We start from the raw sequence: 19,415 nt of genomic DNA on the forward strand, positions 1-19,415 counted from the left end.
CATGAGACACACCGTGCTGCCTGCAGCCAAGGGGGCCCGACCGCGGCAGCCAAATTCGATCACGAAAGTTCGTTCATGCACTGTCACACAACAGTTTGCGGAGATCCATTGGCCGTGTCGGTGCGTGCGGTGATAACGCCGCCATGGAATCTCTCTTCGCGCTGGTGTAGCGCAACGTCCTTGACCGACAGCGCTGGTCCACCCGAGCCGAATTACGCCTGGCGATCGTCACCTGGATCGACCGCACCTACCACCGCCGCCGACGGCAACGCGCTCGGCAGGTTCACCCCGATAGAGTTTTGAACTGCTCCACACCCCAGTCGCAACCGCGGCCTGAACATCACACCCCGCGAGTCAACTGAACCGGGGGCAGTCCCGAACCGTACTGAGGATGGCTGCCACTCCGATGACGGTGACGATCCGACACGGTAAATCTGGTTCCGCCGAGAACTCAACCGACATAGCCGAACCGCGACAAGCGGCGTCGAGCGATAGCGGTCTCATCTTCGCTGAACAGAGCTTGAAACTGCGGCTCGATAACGAGTGCCTCGACGGTGAGATCGAGTCGACCTCGTTCCCAGAGCTCAGCGAATCCATCGGACATCGCCGGCGAGGCGAGAAGCCGGCGCGCAGTGTCGTGAGGACCGTACTGCGACAACATATTCAGAAAGTAGCTGGCGTTGTAGCCGGCCTCCGCACGGCCGCGATCGTAAATGGCCTTCATCCGTCCCGAAAACTCGGCTTCCACGGTGCCGTCCGGAAGCTTGCTGTCGACGTCGATTTCATCGGAGATCTCCTCACCCGCGGCTGTTGCACTTTCGTTCTCGATGAAGCCCAAGAGTGCGTCAACTGAGGTGAACACCCTGTACTTCAGCTCTTCCAGTCGGGGGAGGTCGGCGTCATCTGGGTCGAGCTCGAGTACGGTGGGGTCTCCGAGCTCTTGCTGCAAGCCTTTGGGCCAGAAGGCTTCGGCTATAGCCAGGACGGCACCCGTCTCCGGATCCGGTATTTCTGCGTCGACCTCCGGTTCGGCATACCCACGAGCGGCGAGATCGGCGATGAGCGCACGAACCTGCTCGCCGCGGGGGTCGTCGATGACTTCGTCCGCAACCTGAAGGCGTTCGAGCACAACATCGTTGTGGGGCGCGTCCGGATTGCGTAGACGTTCCAAAAATGCGTGGGCTGAGGCCGCGAGCAGCTGACGGCGTGCGGCGAGGAAGTCCGCGTAGCGTTCCACTCTCCACAGTTCAGGATCGTTGGGTATCCATTGCGACTCGAGCACACCCGGATGTCTGGCCTCCACCTCGGGCAGATACTCGGCCGGATCGCGCATGCCTATCTTGATATTGGTGTCCTGCGTGAGGAAGCAGAAGTTCGCGAGTGCGTTGATTTCATTGCGATCGAAGCCGTGCTTGCGCAGCAGAGCCTTCGGGAAAATGTGGTGAACCTGTAGTGAAGTGAGCTTTCCCAGGAGCTCCGCGCGCAACTCCAAGCCGCTACCGAAATCTCGGGCGCCATCGACGCGTGTCAACAGGTACAGCAGCGGGTAGAACCGCGAGCCCCGCGTGGAGCCTGAGAAGTCGTCAGAGCTGATTGCCAGACGCCCACCTCGCACGCGCTCCAGTGTGGCGATAACGGCGTCCACACCGCCACGCTCGACCGCCTCGTAATCCTGCTGCAGAAAGGTCTCCGTCGATCCGCTGAAGCGTCCCCAGAGCGCAGAGTGCACGTACCAGTAGAGAACCTTGTCGCGGTGGGCACTGTCGGTGAACCCTCCGCCGTTGAGCTCGAGGAGCCTGGTGATGACGGGGGTCGCGTACCGGCCCATGAGTACCCGATCGTGGTCGAGGCCCAGGCGCCCGGAAGCAGCGTCGAGGAAGGTCCCTATGTGGTTGACCGATCTCCCGAGAGCCGACTCGAAGTCGACAGCAGAGACGTCGCTCAGCGACGAGAACAGCGCCCTGCCGGTCGCGACGGCAGTAGCGTTTCGGAGTAGCCAGTCCAGTGAGAACCGGAAACCGACCTTCTTCCATCGGTCTAGGTTGTCCCGCAATTCTTTTCGTGCATCGGGCCATTCGGCGCAGAGTTTGGCCAGTGCGAGGTCGCCCTTGGAAAGCTTGGTTCCGCCGGAGTTGACTTTGTTGAAGATGTCGACGACCTCGTCAACCGTCTTACTCGCTCCGGTGATTTTCTCAGAATTGAAGTCCCGGTTGGCGATCTGGGTGATCCGATTCAACCTGTCGATATAGACGTCGAGGGTGTCATCGTCGACGTCCGGAAAAGCGCGCAGGTACTTCGTCGGTCCCTTGCTGAAGAGCTCCGTGACATTCACCCAAGTGGGATCACCGGCCATCTTGGTCGGTGCGTAGAACTCGAAGGATTCGGTCTCCACATTGAAATGGAGCCCGGTGAAAGAGGTCTTGTCTCCTTCGAAGAAGGGGGGAGGCGTGCCGCGAATGACGCCATAGAGTGATGTGACACGTTGCTGCCCGTCGAGCAGTAGTTGTCTGTTACCGCTGGCTGCCGCGGCGCCGCGCACCGTGATGTCGTCAGAGGTGGTCTCCCACACCAGCAAACCGCCGACCGGATACGCACGGTAGAGCGAACGCATGAGTCCGCGTACTTGGTCGCGATTCCAGACATACCCGCGCTGAAATTCCGGGAGAAGAACGACGCCGGAATCGATTTCATCCAACAAGGTCGACAGGCGGGTCATGCAAGCGTCTCCAGTTCAGTTCGTCTCGAGTGCGATGATGAACGGGCTCGCATCCCCGTGCCAGGTCACCAGCAATTCCTCACGGGCGCGCGTACAAGCCACGAAGAGCAGGCAGCGTTCACGCTCGATGTCTTGTTGATGGGTCTGCTTGTCGTCGTCGACCGGCGTCACGGCGTTGGATGCTGGGAGCAACTTGGCGCTGACGCCTGCCACGCACACACAACGAAACTCGAGGCCCTTCATGCGGTGCATGGTCCCGACGTGTACAGCGTCGTCGTCTTCGGATGCACGCGCTAGATCGACGGTGGCGATTCCTGCGGCCTTGAGCGCCTTCTCGATCCTCGGTGCCAGCCACTTGGCGCGAACTGCTATGCCGATTTCCGCTGGTGCGACGCCGTTGTCGATCCAACGTGTAACGGCGTCGGCGATGTGTTGGGCTTCGTCATCGGCCGATCGACACCCGGCAAGTGTAGGTGGTTGCCCGTGCACGTAGGACTTGCAACCGGCGATGGAGTCCAATCCGCCTTCCATGTCATCGATCGGTTCCCCTCGCATGAGGCCTAGGCTCCACCCGAGAATTTCGGCCGTGGTGCGGTAGTTGATGTTCAGGCGGGAGGATCGGCCGGCGACGTTGATGCCGACTTCACGAAGGCTGACCCGGTTGTCGTAGATGCGTTGGTGGGTGTCGCCGGCGATGAAGATGTCGTTGGGCGCCTCGGCTACGGCGGCACGTAGCAGGCGCCATTGGTCGGGGCTGAGGTCTTGTGCTTCATCGATGAGGATGTGCCGGAACGGCTTGTCCGTGGATTCCTCGAGTAAGCGTGTTGATTCGCGTCGGACGGTTTCGTGTGTCCAGACACCTTGTTGAGTGAGTGTTTGCTCGAACTCCCAGATGGCTTGCCACACTTGGGCACGTTGCGCGGCACCGAGTCCGCGGCCGCGCCCGGTCCGCTTAGCTGCGAGGTAGGCGTCAGCGGTGCTGATGCGCCGCGCTAGCACCACTTGCCGCCACTCCTCGGACAAGAACACCGGGGTGAAGCTGAGCTGGAGTTCGTCGACCAAGCCGGCCCACAGGGCTTTCTCGTCCTCCGAATTGAGCACGTTCGGTGCGCCGTGAGTCTTACGAAACACTCGGTGGGCGATGCGATCGACGTTCGACACCTCGATCCGGCTCGGTACTTCTCGGTCGCTGGCCAACATGTCGAGGCCGGACTGCAGAGTGTCAGACAGTGTCGAGGTGAAAGTAGTGACGAGAACCCTGCCTTCTCCACGTTTGGCGAGCATGTAGGCACGATGCAGCGCGACAACAGTTTTGCCGGTGCCGGGGCCGCCAGTGACGCGGGACGGACCTTTGTATGTCGCTTCCGCTACGGCGCGCTGGGTCGGGTGCAGATACACCCGCCAGGTTGCGAAAGGGTGGGCGAAGACATCCATCAGTTCGTCGGGTCCGCTGACGAGCACGACGCGGTCGCTGCTTCGCAGGACGGCCGCGTCGATGTCTGCGATGTCGATCGGCTCGCCGATGATCTGCGCTCCGAGGTCCGCCCACACCTCCTCGGGAGTGAAACCGGCAGCCAGACCGAAGAGCACGTCCCACTGTGTCTCGGGAAGGAAGGACTTCGCCGCGTCCAGCTGGGCGGCATCCGTGACAGTACGCGCAAACGCGAGTACCTTCTCGTCGATTCCGAGCCTGGTCAGCTCGCCGTCCTTGACGTTCGCGAAGATCGGCCTGCCGGCCTTCTTGGCTGCTTCGGCCATCTCCGGGATCTGTCGGTCCAGTTCGGCCTCGTCGCGGATCTCGATGCCGCCGGTGGCGGAGTTCACCGAAACGTTGCTGCGTTGCGCCCAGGCGTAGGCATCGTCGTGGTGCAACACCTTCAGCAGTGTGTAGACGTCGCCACTGGCGGGTGCGAGCACGATGCCGCGCCACGCCTGATCGATCCGAATGGACCGAAACCGCGGATTGCGGGCATTGGCGATCTTCTCGAGGTGCAGTCCGGTGTGGGTGGCGGCATCGAACTCGTCGAAGACCTCGGTGACCCGCTTGAACACGGGCTTCTCCAGCTTCGCGAGATCCCCCAGAAATCCTTTGTCGATTGCCAACGAAGGCACTCCCCACTCCAATCCAGCTCCGATTCCTCCCGCGCGGGGCTAGTTCGACCATACGGCCAGTTGCTGACAGTCGGGAAGCCCCTGCTATTGACTGTCGCCGGCAGCGGTCGCCGCATCGGCTTGCACGCTTCCCGGCGCCTGACGAGAGCGCGGACCAGGTTCGCTGAAGCAGCAATATCGTCGACTTCCGTGAGGTCGAATATGCCGAGAAACTCATATCGCGCTCGGGCCGAAGAGTGGTTCATCAGCGTCTCGTTCTATACGCGACCCACCGAATTGCCATATGGCAGTCGGCCGAGCGGTGGATTACGCCCGATCGCTGCCAACCGCGAGACCCTGTCGGCGATTGCTCGTATCCTGGCGGGTGATGGAGGGGAGGGTCCGCTTTGAGCGCCGGCGGATTCGCTGTGAGCGGTATGCAAGTCTTGAGTGCGAAGGACGAAGGTCAGAAGACAGATTTCGATGCCTGGTTACCGGTTTCAGTGGTCGAATTTGCCCGGCTGGCTCATCGATGCGCTTTGTCGGAACCTCCTCGAAAACTACAAGGACATTGACCACGCACAAGCGCTCCGGTCGGTATACCGAGCGCGTCCTCGAGACGAGTTCATTCGGGAAGCGTGGCCGACGCTTCGCGACGTCTGGCTCCACCGAGACGGTCAATCACGTAAGCAAGTCGTTGACGTCCTCCGGGCGCTTCGAGGTGACGAAGGGAGGATCACCAATCGCCGGGCACAGATGGAATATCTTCGCCGACTCCGGAGTACGCAGAGATTGCGAGCAGTCGTCCTCCAGGCATTCATCGAGTACGGCGAATCCGGTCACTCGTCCGATATCAGCGCCGGCCGAACGCGGCGGTCCAGCCATCCCCCCGCATCTTCGAAGGACGGAAAGCGATTGACCATCAGCGCGCCTGCCATTCCCACTGGAGAAGTGAGCTCACCAGCGATCCATCACGCTGCGGTCCCAGAAGTCGGCCAGATCGTCACCGTGCGCGGCGCGAACTGGGCGGTCACCGACGTCCAGCAGCAGAGCCTTCCCCGTAGTGCCCACGATGACGCGGTCCGGCAGCTGCAGAACGCGGTGACGCTTCAGTCGGTCGAGGACGACAGGTTGGGCGACGAGCTGAGGGTCGTGTGGGAGCTCGAGCCCGGACGCAGCCTCAGACCGCCCCAAGATCTGCCGACCCACATCGACGCGGACAAGTTCGACCCCCCCGAACGGCTGGCTGCCTTCATCGACGCACTGAGATGGGGCGCGGTCACCAGCGCCGACGTCAAGACAGTTCAAGCACCCTTTCGCTCCGGCGCCAAGGTCGAGCCGTACCAGTTGGAGCCGCTACGCCGCGCGCTGAGCGCGCCCCGTGCCAACTTGCTCCTCGCCGACGACGTCGGCCTCGGTAAGACCATCGAGGCAGGCATGGTCATCCAGGAACTCCTGCTTCGTCACCGCGCGCGCACTGTCATCATCGTCTGCCCGGCCGGCCTCGCCCTGAAGTGGCAGGACGAGATGCACGACAAATTCGGTCTGGACTTTCACATCGTGAACTCCGAAACGATGAAGGAAGCCCGACGCACACATGGCGTACACGCCAACCCGTTCACCCTCTTCCCGCGTGTCATTGTGTCGATGGCGTGGCTACCCGGACCACGCGCGCAGCGTCAGCTCCGCGACGCGCTGATCACCAAGTCACGCGGCACAGCGTCACGCTTCGCCTTCGACATCCTCGTAGTCGACGAAGCTCACCATGTGGCGCCGTCCACTCCGACCAGGACGGACAAGGCCGGCCTGCGCAAGGGCTACGCGGTCGATTCTCAGCGCACCCGGGCTGTGCGCGATCTGGCTGAGCGGTCGGAACACCGACTCTTCCTGTCGGCGACGCCGCACAACGGCTACACCGAATCCTTCACCGCCCTGTTGGAAATGATCGACCCGCAGCGCTTCGTGAGGGGAAAGATCTTCGACGAGCAAGCCCTGAAGGATGTCGCCGTACGACGTCTCAAGAAGGATCTGCCCGGGCAGTTCCGGGACCGCCAAGTCAAAGCGTTGCATTTCACTCCGTCAGCAGACGAAGCCGAGGCTTACGACCGGTTGATCGCTTTCACCAAGCGGCGCGACAAGGCGGCCAAAGGCTATAACGGCGGCGCGAAGGACATGGCCACGCTCTTGCTGAAGAAGCGGTTCTTCTCCTCACCCGTGGCCTTCGCCCGGACCATCGACGTCTACAAAGACACGCGCCAGCGCGGACTCGCCGTCGATTTCGACGCTGAATACGACGAAGTGCTCGGCCTCGACGCCGACGAACTCGAGGAAGGTCGCGTCGAACAGCCAGAGACCCAAACTCTGCAACAAACCAAGAAGGCGCTTCCGCCCTTGACCGACGAGGACAAAGCTGACCTCGATTGGCTCAGCGATTGGGGCCACAGCTATGAAGCCCGCCCAGACTCCAAGCTCGAAGTTCTCATCGACTACATCGAAGCGAACACCAAAGCCCTGGGCGACTGGCTCAACGAACGCGTCGTCATTTTCACCGAGTACGTCGACACCCTCGAATGGATCCGCGGCATCCTTCGTCAGCGCGGATACGAGAATGACCGCGTCGACGTGATCGACGGCGGGACCGACGGTGATGAACGCGAAGTGATTCGTGCCCGGTTCAACACTGACCCCTCGCGGGAGAAGCTGCGGATCCTGCTGGCGACCGACGCCGCTGGCGAAGGCATCGACCTCCAGGATCACTGCCACCGGCTCGTCAACTTCGACATCCCGTTCAATCCCAACCGGCTCGAGCAGCGCATAGGTCGTATCGACCGGTACGGACAGACCCACGACCCGGAGATTCGCCACTTCGCGGCTGACGACAAGAAGTCCCAACTCGCAGAAGACGTCGACCTGCTGGCACGAGTCGCCAAGAAGGTCGCGCAGATCATGGCGGACCTCGGATCGGCGAACGAAATAATTGCGCCAGACCTGCAACGCCAGCTCGGAGGGATCGACGCGGCACCTCGCAAGGGCAAGGCCGAGAAGAGCCCTATCGGGCAGATGCTCGCTGGCGGTCGGGACGTCGGAGCAGAGCTCACCAAACTGGCACAGGACATCGCCGAAAGCCGTGACACTCTCCACTTACGGCCAGCGAACCTACAGCGCGTCGTCGACGTCGCGTTTGAGCTCGACCGTCTACCGCCCATAGAGGAAATCGGCTCCGACCGTACCGACGTTCCGGCTTTTCGTCTGCCCGCACTTGGCAGCTCTTGGGAACAGGTGACGCGTGGGCTCACGACTGCCCTCGACCGTGAACATCTTCGACCGATCGCATTCGATCCGGCCGTCCTCGCTGAGGATTTCGACGTGGTGTACATGCACCTGGGTAGCCCACTCCTACAGCGCGCTACTCGGAGACTGCGGTCTGCTCTGTGGGGTGGGGAACGATCGCTGGAACGGGTGACCGCAGTCGTCGTTCCTGGCCTGGAAGAGTCCTTCGCTGCGGCGGTCACGCGCCTGATCCTCATCGGGAAGGCGGGGCTTCGACTCCATGAGGAGGTGTTCCTCGCGGGGACGCGATTGGGCCGTCGGCAAGCAGTCGGCGAACACCGCGCCGAGGCGTTGCTCGAGAAGGCTCTGGACGCCGAGAACCTGGTGCGCGTGCCGTCATTCATCGCGGAACAACTGGCGACAGCATGGGATGACAACAAGGATGACGGCCTCCGAGCGCGTGTGGCCAAGGCTGTTGCCGAGCGAGTGGAACGTCGACAGCACGCGGTCACAACGCAGCTGGAAGAGCGCCGGGCAGCGGATCGAGAGCGGGTCATCGCGACGTTCGATCGATTTGGTGCGACGCTCAAATCTGCCTTGGCAGAAGCGGAGGCGATCGAATCCGAGCTGACTCTGTTCGACGACGAGCGCCGCCAAAGCGAACGCGACCTACGCCAGATCCGCGCGCGCATGGACGCCCTGGCTGATGAACGCGATGAGGAGTTGGCGGCGGTGGACGCGCGCTACACCGAGGTGCAAGCGCGTACGTTCCATGCTGCGGTGTTGTTCGCACTGTCGCCGAAGGACATCGAGCGCGGGGGGGTGAGCATCCGATGAGGAAATCCCGTCGTGGCTCCGGACCGGATTTCAGCTGGCTAGAGCAGTTCGATGTCGATGGTCCGTTCTTGTCGTTGCCTGTGGCGAAGGGGTTTTGGCCCAGTGGGGTTAATCGGCTGGGAGATGCCGATGACCGACTGGTGACGTTCAAGCAGGCCTTCACAGCGTGGCTGCGTGCCTATGACCAACAATCGCTCGAGAAGCGGGCACAATACTCGGAAACCGCGCGGGCCTGGGTCGATACGGTGATCGACGAGCTCGCCGGGTGGGACGGCCTCCGTATCGGCACCGATGAGTTGCCTGCTGAGTTCGAGATCCATTCACCGGGTGAGCAAGTACGCATTCGTGCCGATGGAGGGTTGCGGGGACGGGAGAGCGGTGAGATCGCGGCGTTGTTGCGGATGGTCTCGCCGACTGAGGATCTTCGCGGGCCTGGCTTGGATGGTTGGGCGGCGACGGAAATCGACCGGATGGCCGCCCTTTTGCGGCAAGCAGGGGTCCCGATCGGCCTAGTCACGGATGGTCGGTGGTGGGGCCTCGTGTGGGCCGAGGAAGGTACGGCAACCGGTTCGGGCATCGTTGACGCGGTCACCTGGGGTGAAGAGCCGCTGCTGCGTGATGCTTTCTTGACGTTGATCGATCAGCAGCTGCTACGAGCGAAAAATCCCGATCACCGGCTACCGCGATTGCTGCAGCGCAGCGAACTCGAGGCTGAGGAGATCACTGAGGCCCTCGGCACTCAGGTTCGCAAGTCGGTTGAGCTTCTGGTGCAAGCGTTCTCGGAGACTCGACTGCTCGCAGCCGAGAATGATGAGCCTGATCCCCTGGCTGAGCGGCCTGACGATGTCTATCAGGCGGCGGTCACTGTGATGATGCGGGTGGTGTTCTTACTGTTCGCTGAGGAGCGAGGAATGCTGCCGACCGAGCGGTTGTATTGGGATTCCTATGCCATCCGCGAACTCCTCGACGATCTCAAGGGCCGGGCGTTGGCGCACGGCGAGGAACAGCTGGACGAAACCCATGAGGTATGGCACCGGCTGCTCGCGGTCAGTGATGCGTTGTACTCCGGTGTGAATTACGACGAGATGCGAATGCCCGCCTACGGTGGCTCGCTGTTGGACCCGAACAGATTCCCATGGCTCACGGCGACCGATCGGCATGGTCTGAAGGTCCAAGTGTCCGACCGGGTGATGCTGCACGTACTGCAATCGGTGCAGGAAGCCACAGTCCGGGGTGAAGCGCGACGGATCTCGTTCCGAGACATCGACGTTGAACAGATCGGATACATCTACGAAGGCCTGCTCGGGTACACGTGCGAGACCATTGCGGACGATGTGGTGGTCGGGCTGGTTGGCAAAGAAGGCGAAGAGGCCGAGATCACGCTCGGCCAGCTGAACCAGCTAAGTGAAAACAGTAGCAGCACCAAGGCATTCGTTGACAAGTTGATCGAATGGGTGAAGAAGGATCAACCTGCTGCGAGCACGCTGACGGCCACCAGGCTGAAGAAGCTTACGGACGATCCGGTCGACGAGGCGGAATTGCGCCGTCTCCTGACTCCGGTGGCCGGACATGACCGCGAACTGCTCGCCGATCTTGTCCGCTGGGGAAATCTCATTCGCCGCGACCTGCGAGGTATTCCGCTAGTGGTTCCGCCGGGCGGCTTGGTGGTGATGGAGACTCCGTCTCGGCGGAACGCTGGTGCGCACTACACACCACGTTCGTTGGCCGAGGAAGTTGTCAGATACGCGCTCGAACCGGTGGTGTACGAACCTGGGCCGCTGCAGACCAACGCTGTCGATGAGTGGAAGCTGAAGTCCAGCACGGCGATTCTCGATCTCAAGGTCGCTGACGTTGCGGCGGGTTCGGGGGCTTTCCTGGTCGCCGCTGCGCGTTTCCTGGCCAAAAGAGTGACCGAGGCGTGGACCGAAGAGGGAATGCTCAGCGACGCTGAGCTGGCCAACCCGGTGCTGGCAGAGGAGCGGGCGATCCGCGAGGTGGTGGCGCGCTGCCTTTATGGCGCCGACATCAATGCGATGGCGGTCGAAATGTGCAAGCTGTCGTTGTGGTTAGTGTCGCTGGACAAGACGAAACCGTTCTCGTTTGTCGACGACAAGATCCTTTGCGGTAACTCGCTGCTGGGCGTGACCACACTCGATCAGTTGCGGCACCTGCACATCGATCCGGACCGAAAGCGAAAGTTCCTGCAGCCCTTCGTCGACGTCGACTCTGTACTGGCCGAAGCGACACGGTTAAGACGCGAACTCGCTTCACCGGTCGACGAGGACGATCCTCAGCGCTCGACGGCTGGCAAGCTGAGGCTTTTGCGGCGAGCTGACGAAGTCACCGCACAGCTGCGGCTGATGGCAGACGGCGTCATCGCAGCCGGCCTTGCCCTGGGCGGAAAGCCCGGCACCCAGCTCGAAGACGCCTACAAGTCGCTGGAATGGGCACTCGCCGAGGCTTTTCCAGTCGACGGATCAACAGGCAACCGCACGAAACTCGACGCTATCCACGAGAAGGGTTTAACCCCGACAATCAATACGGATTACGAACGATGGCAACCGCTACACTGGGTAATCGAAGTCCCCGACGTCATGGCGCGAGGTGGCTTCGATGCGGTCGTAGGAAATCCCCCTTTCCTGGGGGGGACCAAGATTTCCGGGGCTGTAGGTTCGAACTTCAGAGATTGGTTAGCAGTTCGGGTTGGAAGTTCGCAGAGCGGTGGGCGAACGGATCTCGTAGCGTACTTCTTTCTCAGAGCGAATGCGCTGGTGAGCGAGCATGGTGTGCTTGGGCTAATTGCGACCAGGACTGTTGCGCAAGGAGACACACGCGAGGTTGGGCTAGATCATATGGCTGGGGGAGGATTCACTATTACGCGCGCAGTCCAGAGCCGGCCATGGCCGTCCAAGAGCGCGAATCTCGAGTTCGCAGCAGTCTGGGGAACGAGGGGTCCGATCGCCGCCAATGTCTTGTTTTATGCCGACGGTATTCTCGTGGAGCGTATCTCGACACTGCTCGAACCGGTTGGACAAGTCGGCGGCCACCCGGCACGTCTAGCCGAGAACCGCGGAGTGACATTCGAAGGCTTCAAGCCTTATGGCCAAGGATTCATCGTTGACCCAGAGGAAGCCCGGCAGTGGATTGCCGCGGACAGATTCAACGCAGAGGTGCTATTCCCCTACTTGAATGGCGACGACGTCAACACACGGCCGGACGTCTCTCCGTCTCGTTGGGCAATCGATTTCTTCGACCGAGACGAGGCCGCTGCCCGACGATATGTTCTACCGTTCGGTCGAGTTGAAGCGGTCGTCAAACCCGAGCGGCAACGGACGAAAGCTGATGGTTCGTATGTCTTAAGGCGACCACTCCCAAGCAGGTGGTGGCAGTACGCAGAAAAGCGGCCTGCATTGCGTAACGCAGTGGCTGGCCTCGACGAAATCATCGTAATGACACGGCATTCGGTTGCGGTCGTGCCGAGCCGCGTGTCGGCCCACTGCATACCTAGTGAAGGTCTGGTGGTTTTCGCCACTGACTCATACGCGCAACAGGCGATCCTGTCGTCAACCCCTCATCAGATTTGGGCCGTAAAATATGGATCTTCACTCGGCCACAATGGGACCAGATATACGCCTAGCGACGTATTTGAAACCTTTCCGCGACCGTCTCCGAATGACAAGCTGGAATCTCTTGGCAAGCGACTTGATGCTGACCGCGCCGCAACAATGCGCAGGCGACAAGTCGGGCTAACTCAGCTATACAATCTTATTAATAGTCGTGAGTTGCTTGACGATGAAGAGGTAGACCGTTTGCGTCAGATTCATGTCGAGATCGACGCTGCTGTGTTGGAGGCGTACGGGTGGGAAGATATTCCCATCACATATGGATTTCACAGTTACCGCCAGGTCGAGAGATTTACCATATCGCCAGATGTCAGAACGACGGTGCTAGACAGATTGCTCGAAGAGAATCACCGTCGCGCTGAAGCTACTGAGAAACGAGCAGTGGCAGCGGGACAGGAAGATTTATTCACGTGACCATCAGTCCGTCGACAATTGTGCGCGCCGGCCTTCTGAAGCTCATCGAGCGTGAACTCCTTGGCCCGCGCGATGGCGATGAGGAGGAAATTAAGGGCACGCCTCGCGGGGCGTACGCGGTCGGTGCGCTCGCGCCGGTAACGGTTGATCCGTCTCGGTCAGTAACCACAGATCACGGGTCGAGTGACCCGAACGAGACCGGCGTCGCGGTGACCGACACCGACGTAAGGCATGCCGATCAACGTGGCGTGCCGGTAGTCACCGATGAGAGCCCGGGCGGCGCGCAGGAAGAAGAAGAGAGAGACGAAGGTGCTAAAGGCTCTCTGACGCACCCATCTTCGATGGGTCTGCGGTTCCAAGTCCCCATTGACTGCGGCGTACTCGCCGTCAGAGCGTCATGGGGCCGTTATGAGACCTTTGGGAAGGAAGATAACGACGGTCGGAAGATTCAATGGTCACGTCGAATCCCGGTCGAGAAGGTCGCGGAGATCGACGTTCGTGGCTACAGCAGCCACACATCGCTGGAACCGATTCAACTCGATGAATTTGTGTCACTCCGGGTCGAGCTCTTCCCCCGTGTTGACCGCGTGATCGTCGAGCTGGCGCTGTCCAACGACAATGTTACAGATATGAACGCGCCGCCTGGTGACTGGCTTTTTCAGACGAAGCTCAAAGTTGAGGCCAACAGCGGCGAACCTGTCTTCCTGCCCACGCGCGATGTGCTGCAGCCAGGTTACGAAGAAACCGATGAAGAGCGTCAGCGCCTAGATCTTCAGTACCGCCACCGGCTTGAATTCGCCGTCGGACGTACCACGTCCGTGACCTGGAATGAGCCAACCGACGCGAACGGCAACGGTATTCGGATTGCTGTCAGCGTTGAAACTACCTGGCTGCCGACCGCTGACGTCCCGCAAACCAGACCCGGTTCGGCTGGTACGGCCGTCACTTCAATGCGTGAGCTGGCGGAGCTGTCATCCGACCAAGTCGCCGATGCGTTCGCGCCGCTGATCGATGGCTATACCGAGTGGCTAGACCAGCAGCGAGCCATCGCCGTGCAGCTTCCTGAGCACCTACAGGACGCGGCAGGGAACGCGATCGCTGAGGCAGAGCTTGCCGCTGGTCGGTTGCGGGAAGGCGTGAGGTATCTGAGTTCCGAGCCGCAAGCGATGCAAGCCTTTCGATTCATGAATCGAGCGATGCGCGATCAGCGCATCCGTAGCCAGGTCGCCATGCGACGGGCCGCCGATGACTCCGAGACAATTGATGATGCGCTGAGCGGGATCGAAGCCAAAGGCGATGAGGCATCTTCTTGGCGGCCGTTTCAGCTCGCGTTCGTCCTGCTACAGATCCCAGCCCTAACGGATTCGGCACACCCTTTTCGCAGCGGTGATGCGGCCAACGTCGAGCTGCTGTTCTTCCCCACTGGCGGTGGTAAGACCGAGGCATATCTTGGTCTGGCCGCCTACACCTTCGCGATTCGCCGCCTGCAGGGCAAGGTTGATGCCGACGACGGTGCGCTCGATGGCGGCGACGGGGTTGCCGTTCTCATGCGCTACACCCTGCGTCTGCTCACTTCGCAGCAGTTCCAGCGCGCAACCGCGCTCGTCTGCGCGGCCGAGCTGATTCGACAGGAGGATCCGTCCACCTGGGGTGAGAAGCCGTTCACCATCGGGCTCTGGGTCGGGACCGCAGTCAGCCCGAAACGCTTCGAAGAGGCGAAGACGCAAGTAGAAGAAGTCAAGTCCGGCAACAGCAAGCCCTTTGGCTTGACAGTCCTACAGTTGCAGCGCTGTCCATGGTGTGGTACTAGGATCGATCCGAAGCGAGACCTTCAAGTCGACCGTACTGCGGAACGCGTCGAAGTCTATTGCGGAGAGCGTCGCGGCGAATGCCCGTTCAGCAGTGACGGCGATGCCGATGGGCCGCTACCGATTCTCACTGTTGACGACGAAATATACCGACATCCGCCGACATTCCTACTTGCAACAGTGGACAAGTTCGCACGGCTGGCGCGTGAAGGACCAGCTGCGAGCCTGTTCGGCTACGTGAACGAGTGGTGCCCTCGCCACGGATACCGGTACCCGGACAGCGGCGGACTGTGTGGCAAAGGTGCTTCGCACAACGCCGTCAAAGGTGGCCGGCGGGACTATCCGAAAGTTGCGGTGCAACTTGTTGATCGACTGCGCCCGCCGGATCTGATCATCCAAGATGAACTTCACCTGATCACCGGCGCTCTGGGAACCTCCGTTGGTGTCTTCGAAAACGCCATTGATGTGCTGTGCTCATATCAGCGCGACGGTGCGACGATCCGACCATTGATCGTCGCATCTACCGCCACCGTCCGTAACGCGGAACAGCAAGTACAGGCGCTCTACGGGCGGGGTGTCGACATGTTCCCGCCACCGGTTCTGGACGTCCGGGACACCTACTTCTCGAAAGAAGTTCCAGTCGGTGACGACGCACCCGGCCGCAAGTATCTTGGCGTTTGCGCCCACGGAATCAGGTTGACTCTAGCCGAGATTCGGCTCGCCGAAGTGATGCTCCTCGCCGGACAGAAGCTGCTCGATGAGGCCGGTGTTGCTGCCGACCCATACATGACGACTGTCGCTTACTTCTCGGCTACCCGAGAGCTCGCAGGTATGCGCCGCTACCTCGATGACGACGTCACAACCCGCGTTACTGGCAACACCGAGCCATTCCCACGTCGAACCAATGACTTCGAGCGACTCGAAATCGGCGAACTGACCTCACGGATCTCGTCGGAGGATATTTCGGTGAACCTCGACAAACTGTCGCTGCCGTTCACCGAGCGATGGAGCACCCAGGGTCGGAAGAAGTTTTTCGAAGATCGCGATGCCGCTCGCAAGGCCGGCAAGCCGGAGCCTGAATGGGGTACGAAGCCATTCGACTTCGTTCTAGCGACGTCGATGCTTCAAGTGGGTGTCGATGTTCCCAGACTGGGTCTCATGCTCGTTGTCGGTCAGCCGAAGAACACAGCTGAATACATCCAGGCATCCTCCCGCGTCGGTCGCGACGCATCGAAGCCTGGTCTTGTTGTGTCATTGGCCAATTGGTCTAGGCCACGGGACATGGCCCACTTCGAGCAGTTCCGCCACTACCATGAGACCTTCTACGCGCAAGTCGAGGCGTTGAGCGTCACGCCCTATTCGGATACCGCGATGGAGCGCGGTCTCATGGGTGTGCTCGTGAGTGTTGCGCGGGTGACCCAGGCGCGGATGGACGCCGGTCTTTCGCCGGAAGCGGGAGCCGGCGCGATACTCGGATCGATGAACAAGGTGGCCGAGCTCGTCGAGCAGCTCACATCCCGGGCTGTCCCGGCTGTCGAGGATGCGGCCGCGGCGGACAAGCTTCGGCTCAAATTGATACAGCGACGAGACCGTTGGTACGGCAAGGCCGAAGAGACTCAGGGCGCGTTGTTCTATGAGCGTGTTCCAAAGAATGCCACGGCGTGGCCCTTGTTGATCAGCCCGGAATCGACCCTGATGAAGCCAGCCGACCAGATATTCGTTGTCGCGAACTCGATGCGCGAGGTGCAGCCGGAGCTGAACCTCTTAGTCAGTCCCATGGCGGAGAACCTCGCATTCAGAGAAAAGCCAAGTTACCCGAAGTGGAACGTTCCAGCCGAAAGCAAGAAGTGACCGAATCGCTCGCCGACGCCGGCATACTCGAGAACGTCGAGCCCATAGCCGCGGGCATCGAGATACTGGACCCGATCGCGGATGTCGAAGCCAAGACGTCGAAGAACTTCGCGCGAGTGGGATCCATACGGCCATCCGCCATGCTGTACACGAATGGCATTGGAGCAACAGTCGACTTGCCGCATTTCGCGGTGATGCCGTCGGGTCTCGATGCGTGGGAGCGGGTATACGCGCGCCGACCGGGCGGAGCCGAGACGATCGCCGAACCTCGTCTGCTGGCGCTCACGCGTAATCATCTGGGTAGCCAGGTCGCTGAGCTGCGCAAACCACCGTGGGCACCGGAAGAGAAAGGATGGGCGGCCGGGTCGGCCATCGATCTCGGAATTCCGTGCCGGATCTTCCCGCAATGGCTGCGCTGCACGGGATGCGGCTTGCTGGCGCCTGTGTCTCACGAGCGATTCGCCTACAGCAATGTCGTGAGGTACCGGCCGGATCGCGCCGAGTTCTCGCACGAGAAATGCAAGGGTTTCGAGGGAAAGAAGAAAGGGTTCAAAGCCGTTGCCCTCCCGGCACGATACATGATCGCTTGTGTTAACGGTCACCTCGATGAGTTCCCTTACGACGCTTGGGTTCACCGAGGAGGTTCATGTCCTTCGGGTGACAAGTTCCCCAGTCTCCGGATGAGGGAATGGAAGAGCAACATCGGCCCGGACGTGCAGATCCATTGTCTGGCGTGTCAGCAGAGCCGCGGCATGCTCGAAGCCGTCGGACCCAGAGCATCCGAGAAGCTTCCGATGTGCCGGGGCCGGCACCCACACCTTGACGCCTTCTACAACTGCGACCAGCGAGGGCGACTGTTGATGCTCGGCGCAGCCAACCAGTGGTTCGCCTCCACCATTGGCTTGCTCGCGTTGCCGACAGAACAGGCCGCGTCTGCGGCGGATCTTGCCTTATTGTTGCGAACGCTGCCGAAAGCGGACCTCGATGACCTACAAGGCGTCGCCGAGATGAAGATGTTTCGGAAGTATGCGGCAATGGCACTGAAGACCGAAGTAATCGATGGCGTCGTTGATGAATTGGTCTGGGAGGCAGTGCAAATCGCGCGCGGATCTGCTGTCCCGACTAGCGAAGACACATCGGGAAATCAATCGGATCCACGTACCATTCTTGCGCCTGAGTGGGCAGTGCTCACCGACGAGCCGAAATACACACAGATGAGCGGCTCACGCGACTTCCGGGCAGTTCGTCGCGACGTGCCAGAGCCGTTACAACCAGTTGTTTCGGCGGTGGTCGCAGTCGAGAAGCTGAAGAAGGTCAATTCATTCATCGGTTTCACGAGGATCGACGCACTCGATCGCATCGATGATGCGACTGCGCGTGTCGCCCCCCTTTGCGCCAGCGGCAAGCCGACATGGGTGCCCGCCACAGAGGACAGGGGCGAAGGGGTCTTCTTGCAGTTCGACGAATCAGTAATCGCTTCGTGGGAGCAACAAGTTCTTGCTCGGCCAGTCTGGCAGACATTTCGCAAAGCGCATCGACTGAACTTTCAACGCCGGACGAGCAAGACGGCCGATGACATCGATCCAGACTCCCGGTTTCCTGCCCCGCGCTATTGGGCGATTCACACGTTGTCGCATCTACTCATTCGCCAGGCTGCGATGTCGAGCGGATACGGCAGCGCAAGCTTGACCGAGCGAATCTACGCGTGGCCGGCAGATGATAAGCATCCGGCGGCGGCCGGACTGCTCATCAGCACAACTGCTTCTGACGGCGAAGGCACGCTCGGAGGTCTGGTTGAGCTCGCGAAGCCAGCGAAACTCGAACGGCTGGTTGCGGACGCGGTCCGGCGCGGGCAGCGATGCTCGTCGGACCCGATCTGTTCGCATCGTGCTCCGAGGGGTAAAGAGGAGTTCCTGCACGGCGCCGCATGCCATTTCTGTCTTTTCCTCAGCGAGACCAGCTGCGAGCGAACGAACCGATTTCTTGATCGCCGTCTGCTTCTTGGCTTGATGACTGACGAGGATGTCCGGACACCGGCTCTACTCGAAGGGCTTTCGATTCTCTGATGAGCAGGGTGGAGGTCGGGCGGCTGGGCGAGTTGCTCAGCGGCGACGAGGCGAGGTCGGTCGCCGCCGCTCTTCGCCAACTGAAGCTGCCGCACCTCGCGGCCAAGCGGGCGTATCCAGGTCATCGCTCCGAGGTTCAGCGGCTGTTGAGACAGCTGCTCCGGACCGACGGTGACTTGCTCCGGGTGGCTGCAGTGCTCGATGGAATCGCAGCAGTGCCGCAGGTGGAACGGCCGGTGGCGGTATGGACGTCGCCATCGGTCCCCGGGTCAGGCGGTCACACCACTCTCGCAGCACTGGACATGATCAACGGCGCAACGGCGTTCGTGTACGCGGCGACGTATTCGGCAGGCAAGGATTCGCCGCATCTGCTTGCTCTGCGCAATGCGCTTGACCGTGGGGTCTCCGTGACTGTGGTAGTCGACGTCAAGGAGCGCGCGGATCACGCGGCCATGATCTGCAAGGCCCTCGACGGTGCACGGACGTGGACACTGGCCGAGCCAGAGGGCGGCGAGTGGGCAATTCAGCACTCGAAGCTGATCACGGTTGACGACAGCGCTGCGTTCGTGACGAGTGCCAATTTCTCGACAGCCGGCGCGAAGCGCAGTCTTGAATGCGGGATGCTGAGTAGGGACTCGCTCGTTGCCGTCAGCGTGCGCGAACACCTGCAGAACCTGCACAAGCATGGCGTGCTGATCGACCTGGCGTGGTAGTGGACTAGCGGTAAGAAATACTCGAG

7 protein-coding genes and 1 pseudogene are annotated in these 19,415 nt (G+C 61.1%); 6 read left to right on the plus strand and 2 right to left on the minus strand.

Translation table 11 applies throughout. The features are described 5' to 3' along the window. Positions 1-38 precede the first annotated feature (38 nt). Positions 39-337: pseudogene (locus ABDC78_RS04685) on the plus strand (integrase core domain-containing protein); the annotation flags it as partial. 114 nt (positions 338-451) lie between these two features. Here the strand turns inward: ABDC78_RS04685 and ABDC78_RS04690 are convergent. Together ABDC78_RS04690 and ABDC78_RS04695 are read right to left on the minus strand one after the other, a co-directional pair. Further along, positions 452-2,716 carry a DUF262 domain-containing protein gene (locus ABDC78_RS04690; RefSeq protein WP_178358697.1) on the minus strand — a complete coding sequence of 755 codons (2,265 nt, stop codon included), beginning with the start codon at positions 2,714-2,716 and terminating at the stop codon, positions 452-454. 15 nt (positions 2,717-2,731) lie between these two features. Next, positions 2,732-4,828, minus strand: coding sequence for a UvrD-helicase domain-containing protein (locus ABDC78_RS04695; protein WP_178358696.1), 2,097 nt, complete (start codon positions 4,826-4,828; stop codon positions 2,732-2,734). Between the two features lie 462 nt (positions 4,829-5,290). On the opposite strand from ABDC78_RS04695, the gene drmD reads away from it, so the two are divergent. The 5 genes from drmD to drmC are packed head-to-tail and all read left to right on the plus strand — an operon-like array spanning position 5,291 to position 19,389. Then, a complete protein-coding gene (gene drmD / locus ABDC78_RS04700; RefSeq protein ID WP_178358695.1) occupies positions 5,291-8,914 on the plus strand; it encodes a DISARM system SNF2-like helicase DrmD in 3,624 nt (1,207 codons plus the stop codon). Beyond that, the gene (locus ABDC78_RS04705) at positions 8,911-12,951 is read left to right on the plus strand and encodes a DNA methyltransferase (protein WP_178358694.1); all 4,041 of its coding nucleotides are present in this window, start codon (positions 8,911-8,913) and stop codon (positions 12,949-12,951) included. Before drmD ends, ABDC78_RS04705 begins: the two co-directional genes overlap by 4 nt. Further along, positions 12,948-16,610 (plus strand): DISARM system helicase DrmA, encoded by a 3,663-nt coding sequence (gene drmA / locus ABDC78_RS04710; RefSeq protein WP_178358693.1) that lies wholly within the window; start codon positions 12,948-12,950, stop codon positions 16,608-16,610. The genes ABDC78_RS04705 and drmA overlap by 4 nt, the downstream gene beginning before the upstream one ends. Further along, complete coding sequence (locus ABDC78_RS04715) at positions 16,580-18,676, plus strand: DUF1998 domain-containing protein (protein WP_347133328.1); 2,097 nt, start codon at positions 16,580-16,582, stop codon at positions 18,674-18,676. Before drmA ends, ABDC78_RS04715 begins: the two co-directional genes overlap by 31 nt. Next, positions 18,676-19,389 (plus strand): DISARM system phospholipase D-like protein DrmC, encoded by a 714-nt coding sequence (drmC, locus tag ABDC78_RS04720; RefSeq protein ID WP_178358692.1) that lies wholly within the window; start codon positions 18,676-18,678, stop codon positions 19,387-19,389. The genes ABDC78_RS04715 and drmC overlap by 1 nt, the downstream gene beginning before the upstream one ends. The last annotated feature ends 26 nt before the right edge of the window (positions 19,390-19,415 follow it).

The sequence above is a fragment of the Mycobacterium sp. DL genome (genome assembly GCF_039729195.1).
In the GTDB taxonomy this organism is placed as follows: domain Bacteria; phylum Actinomycetota; class Actinomycetes; order Mycobacteriales; family Mycobacteriaceae; genus Mycobacterium; species Mycobacterium hippocampi_A.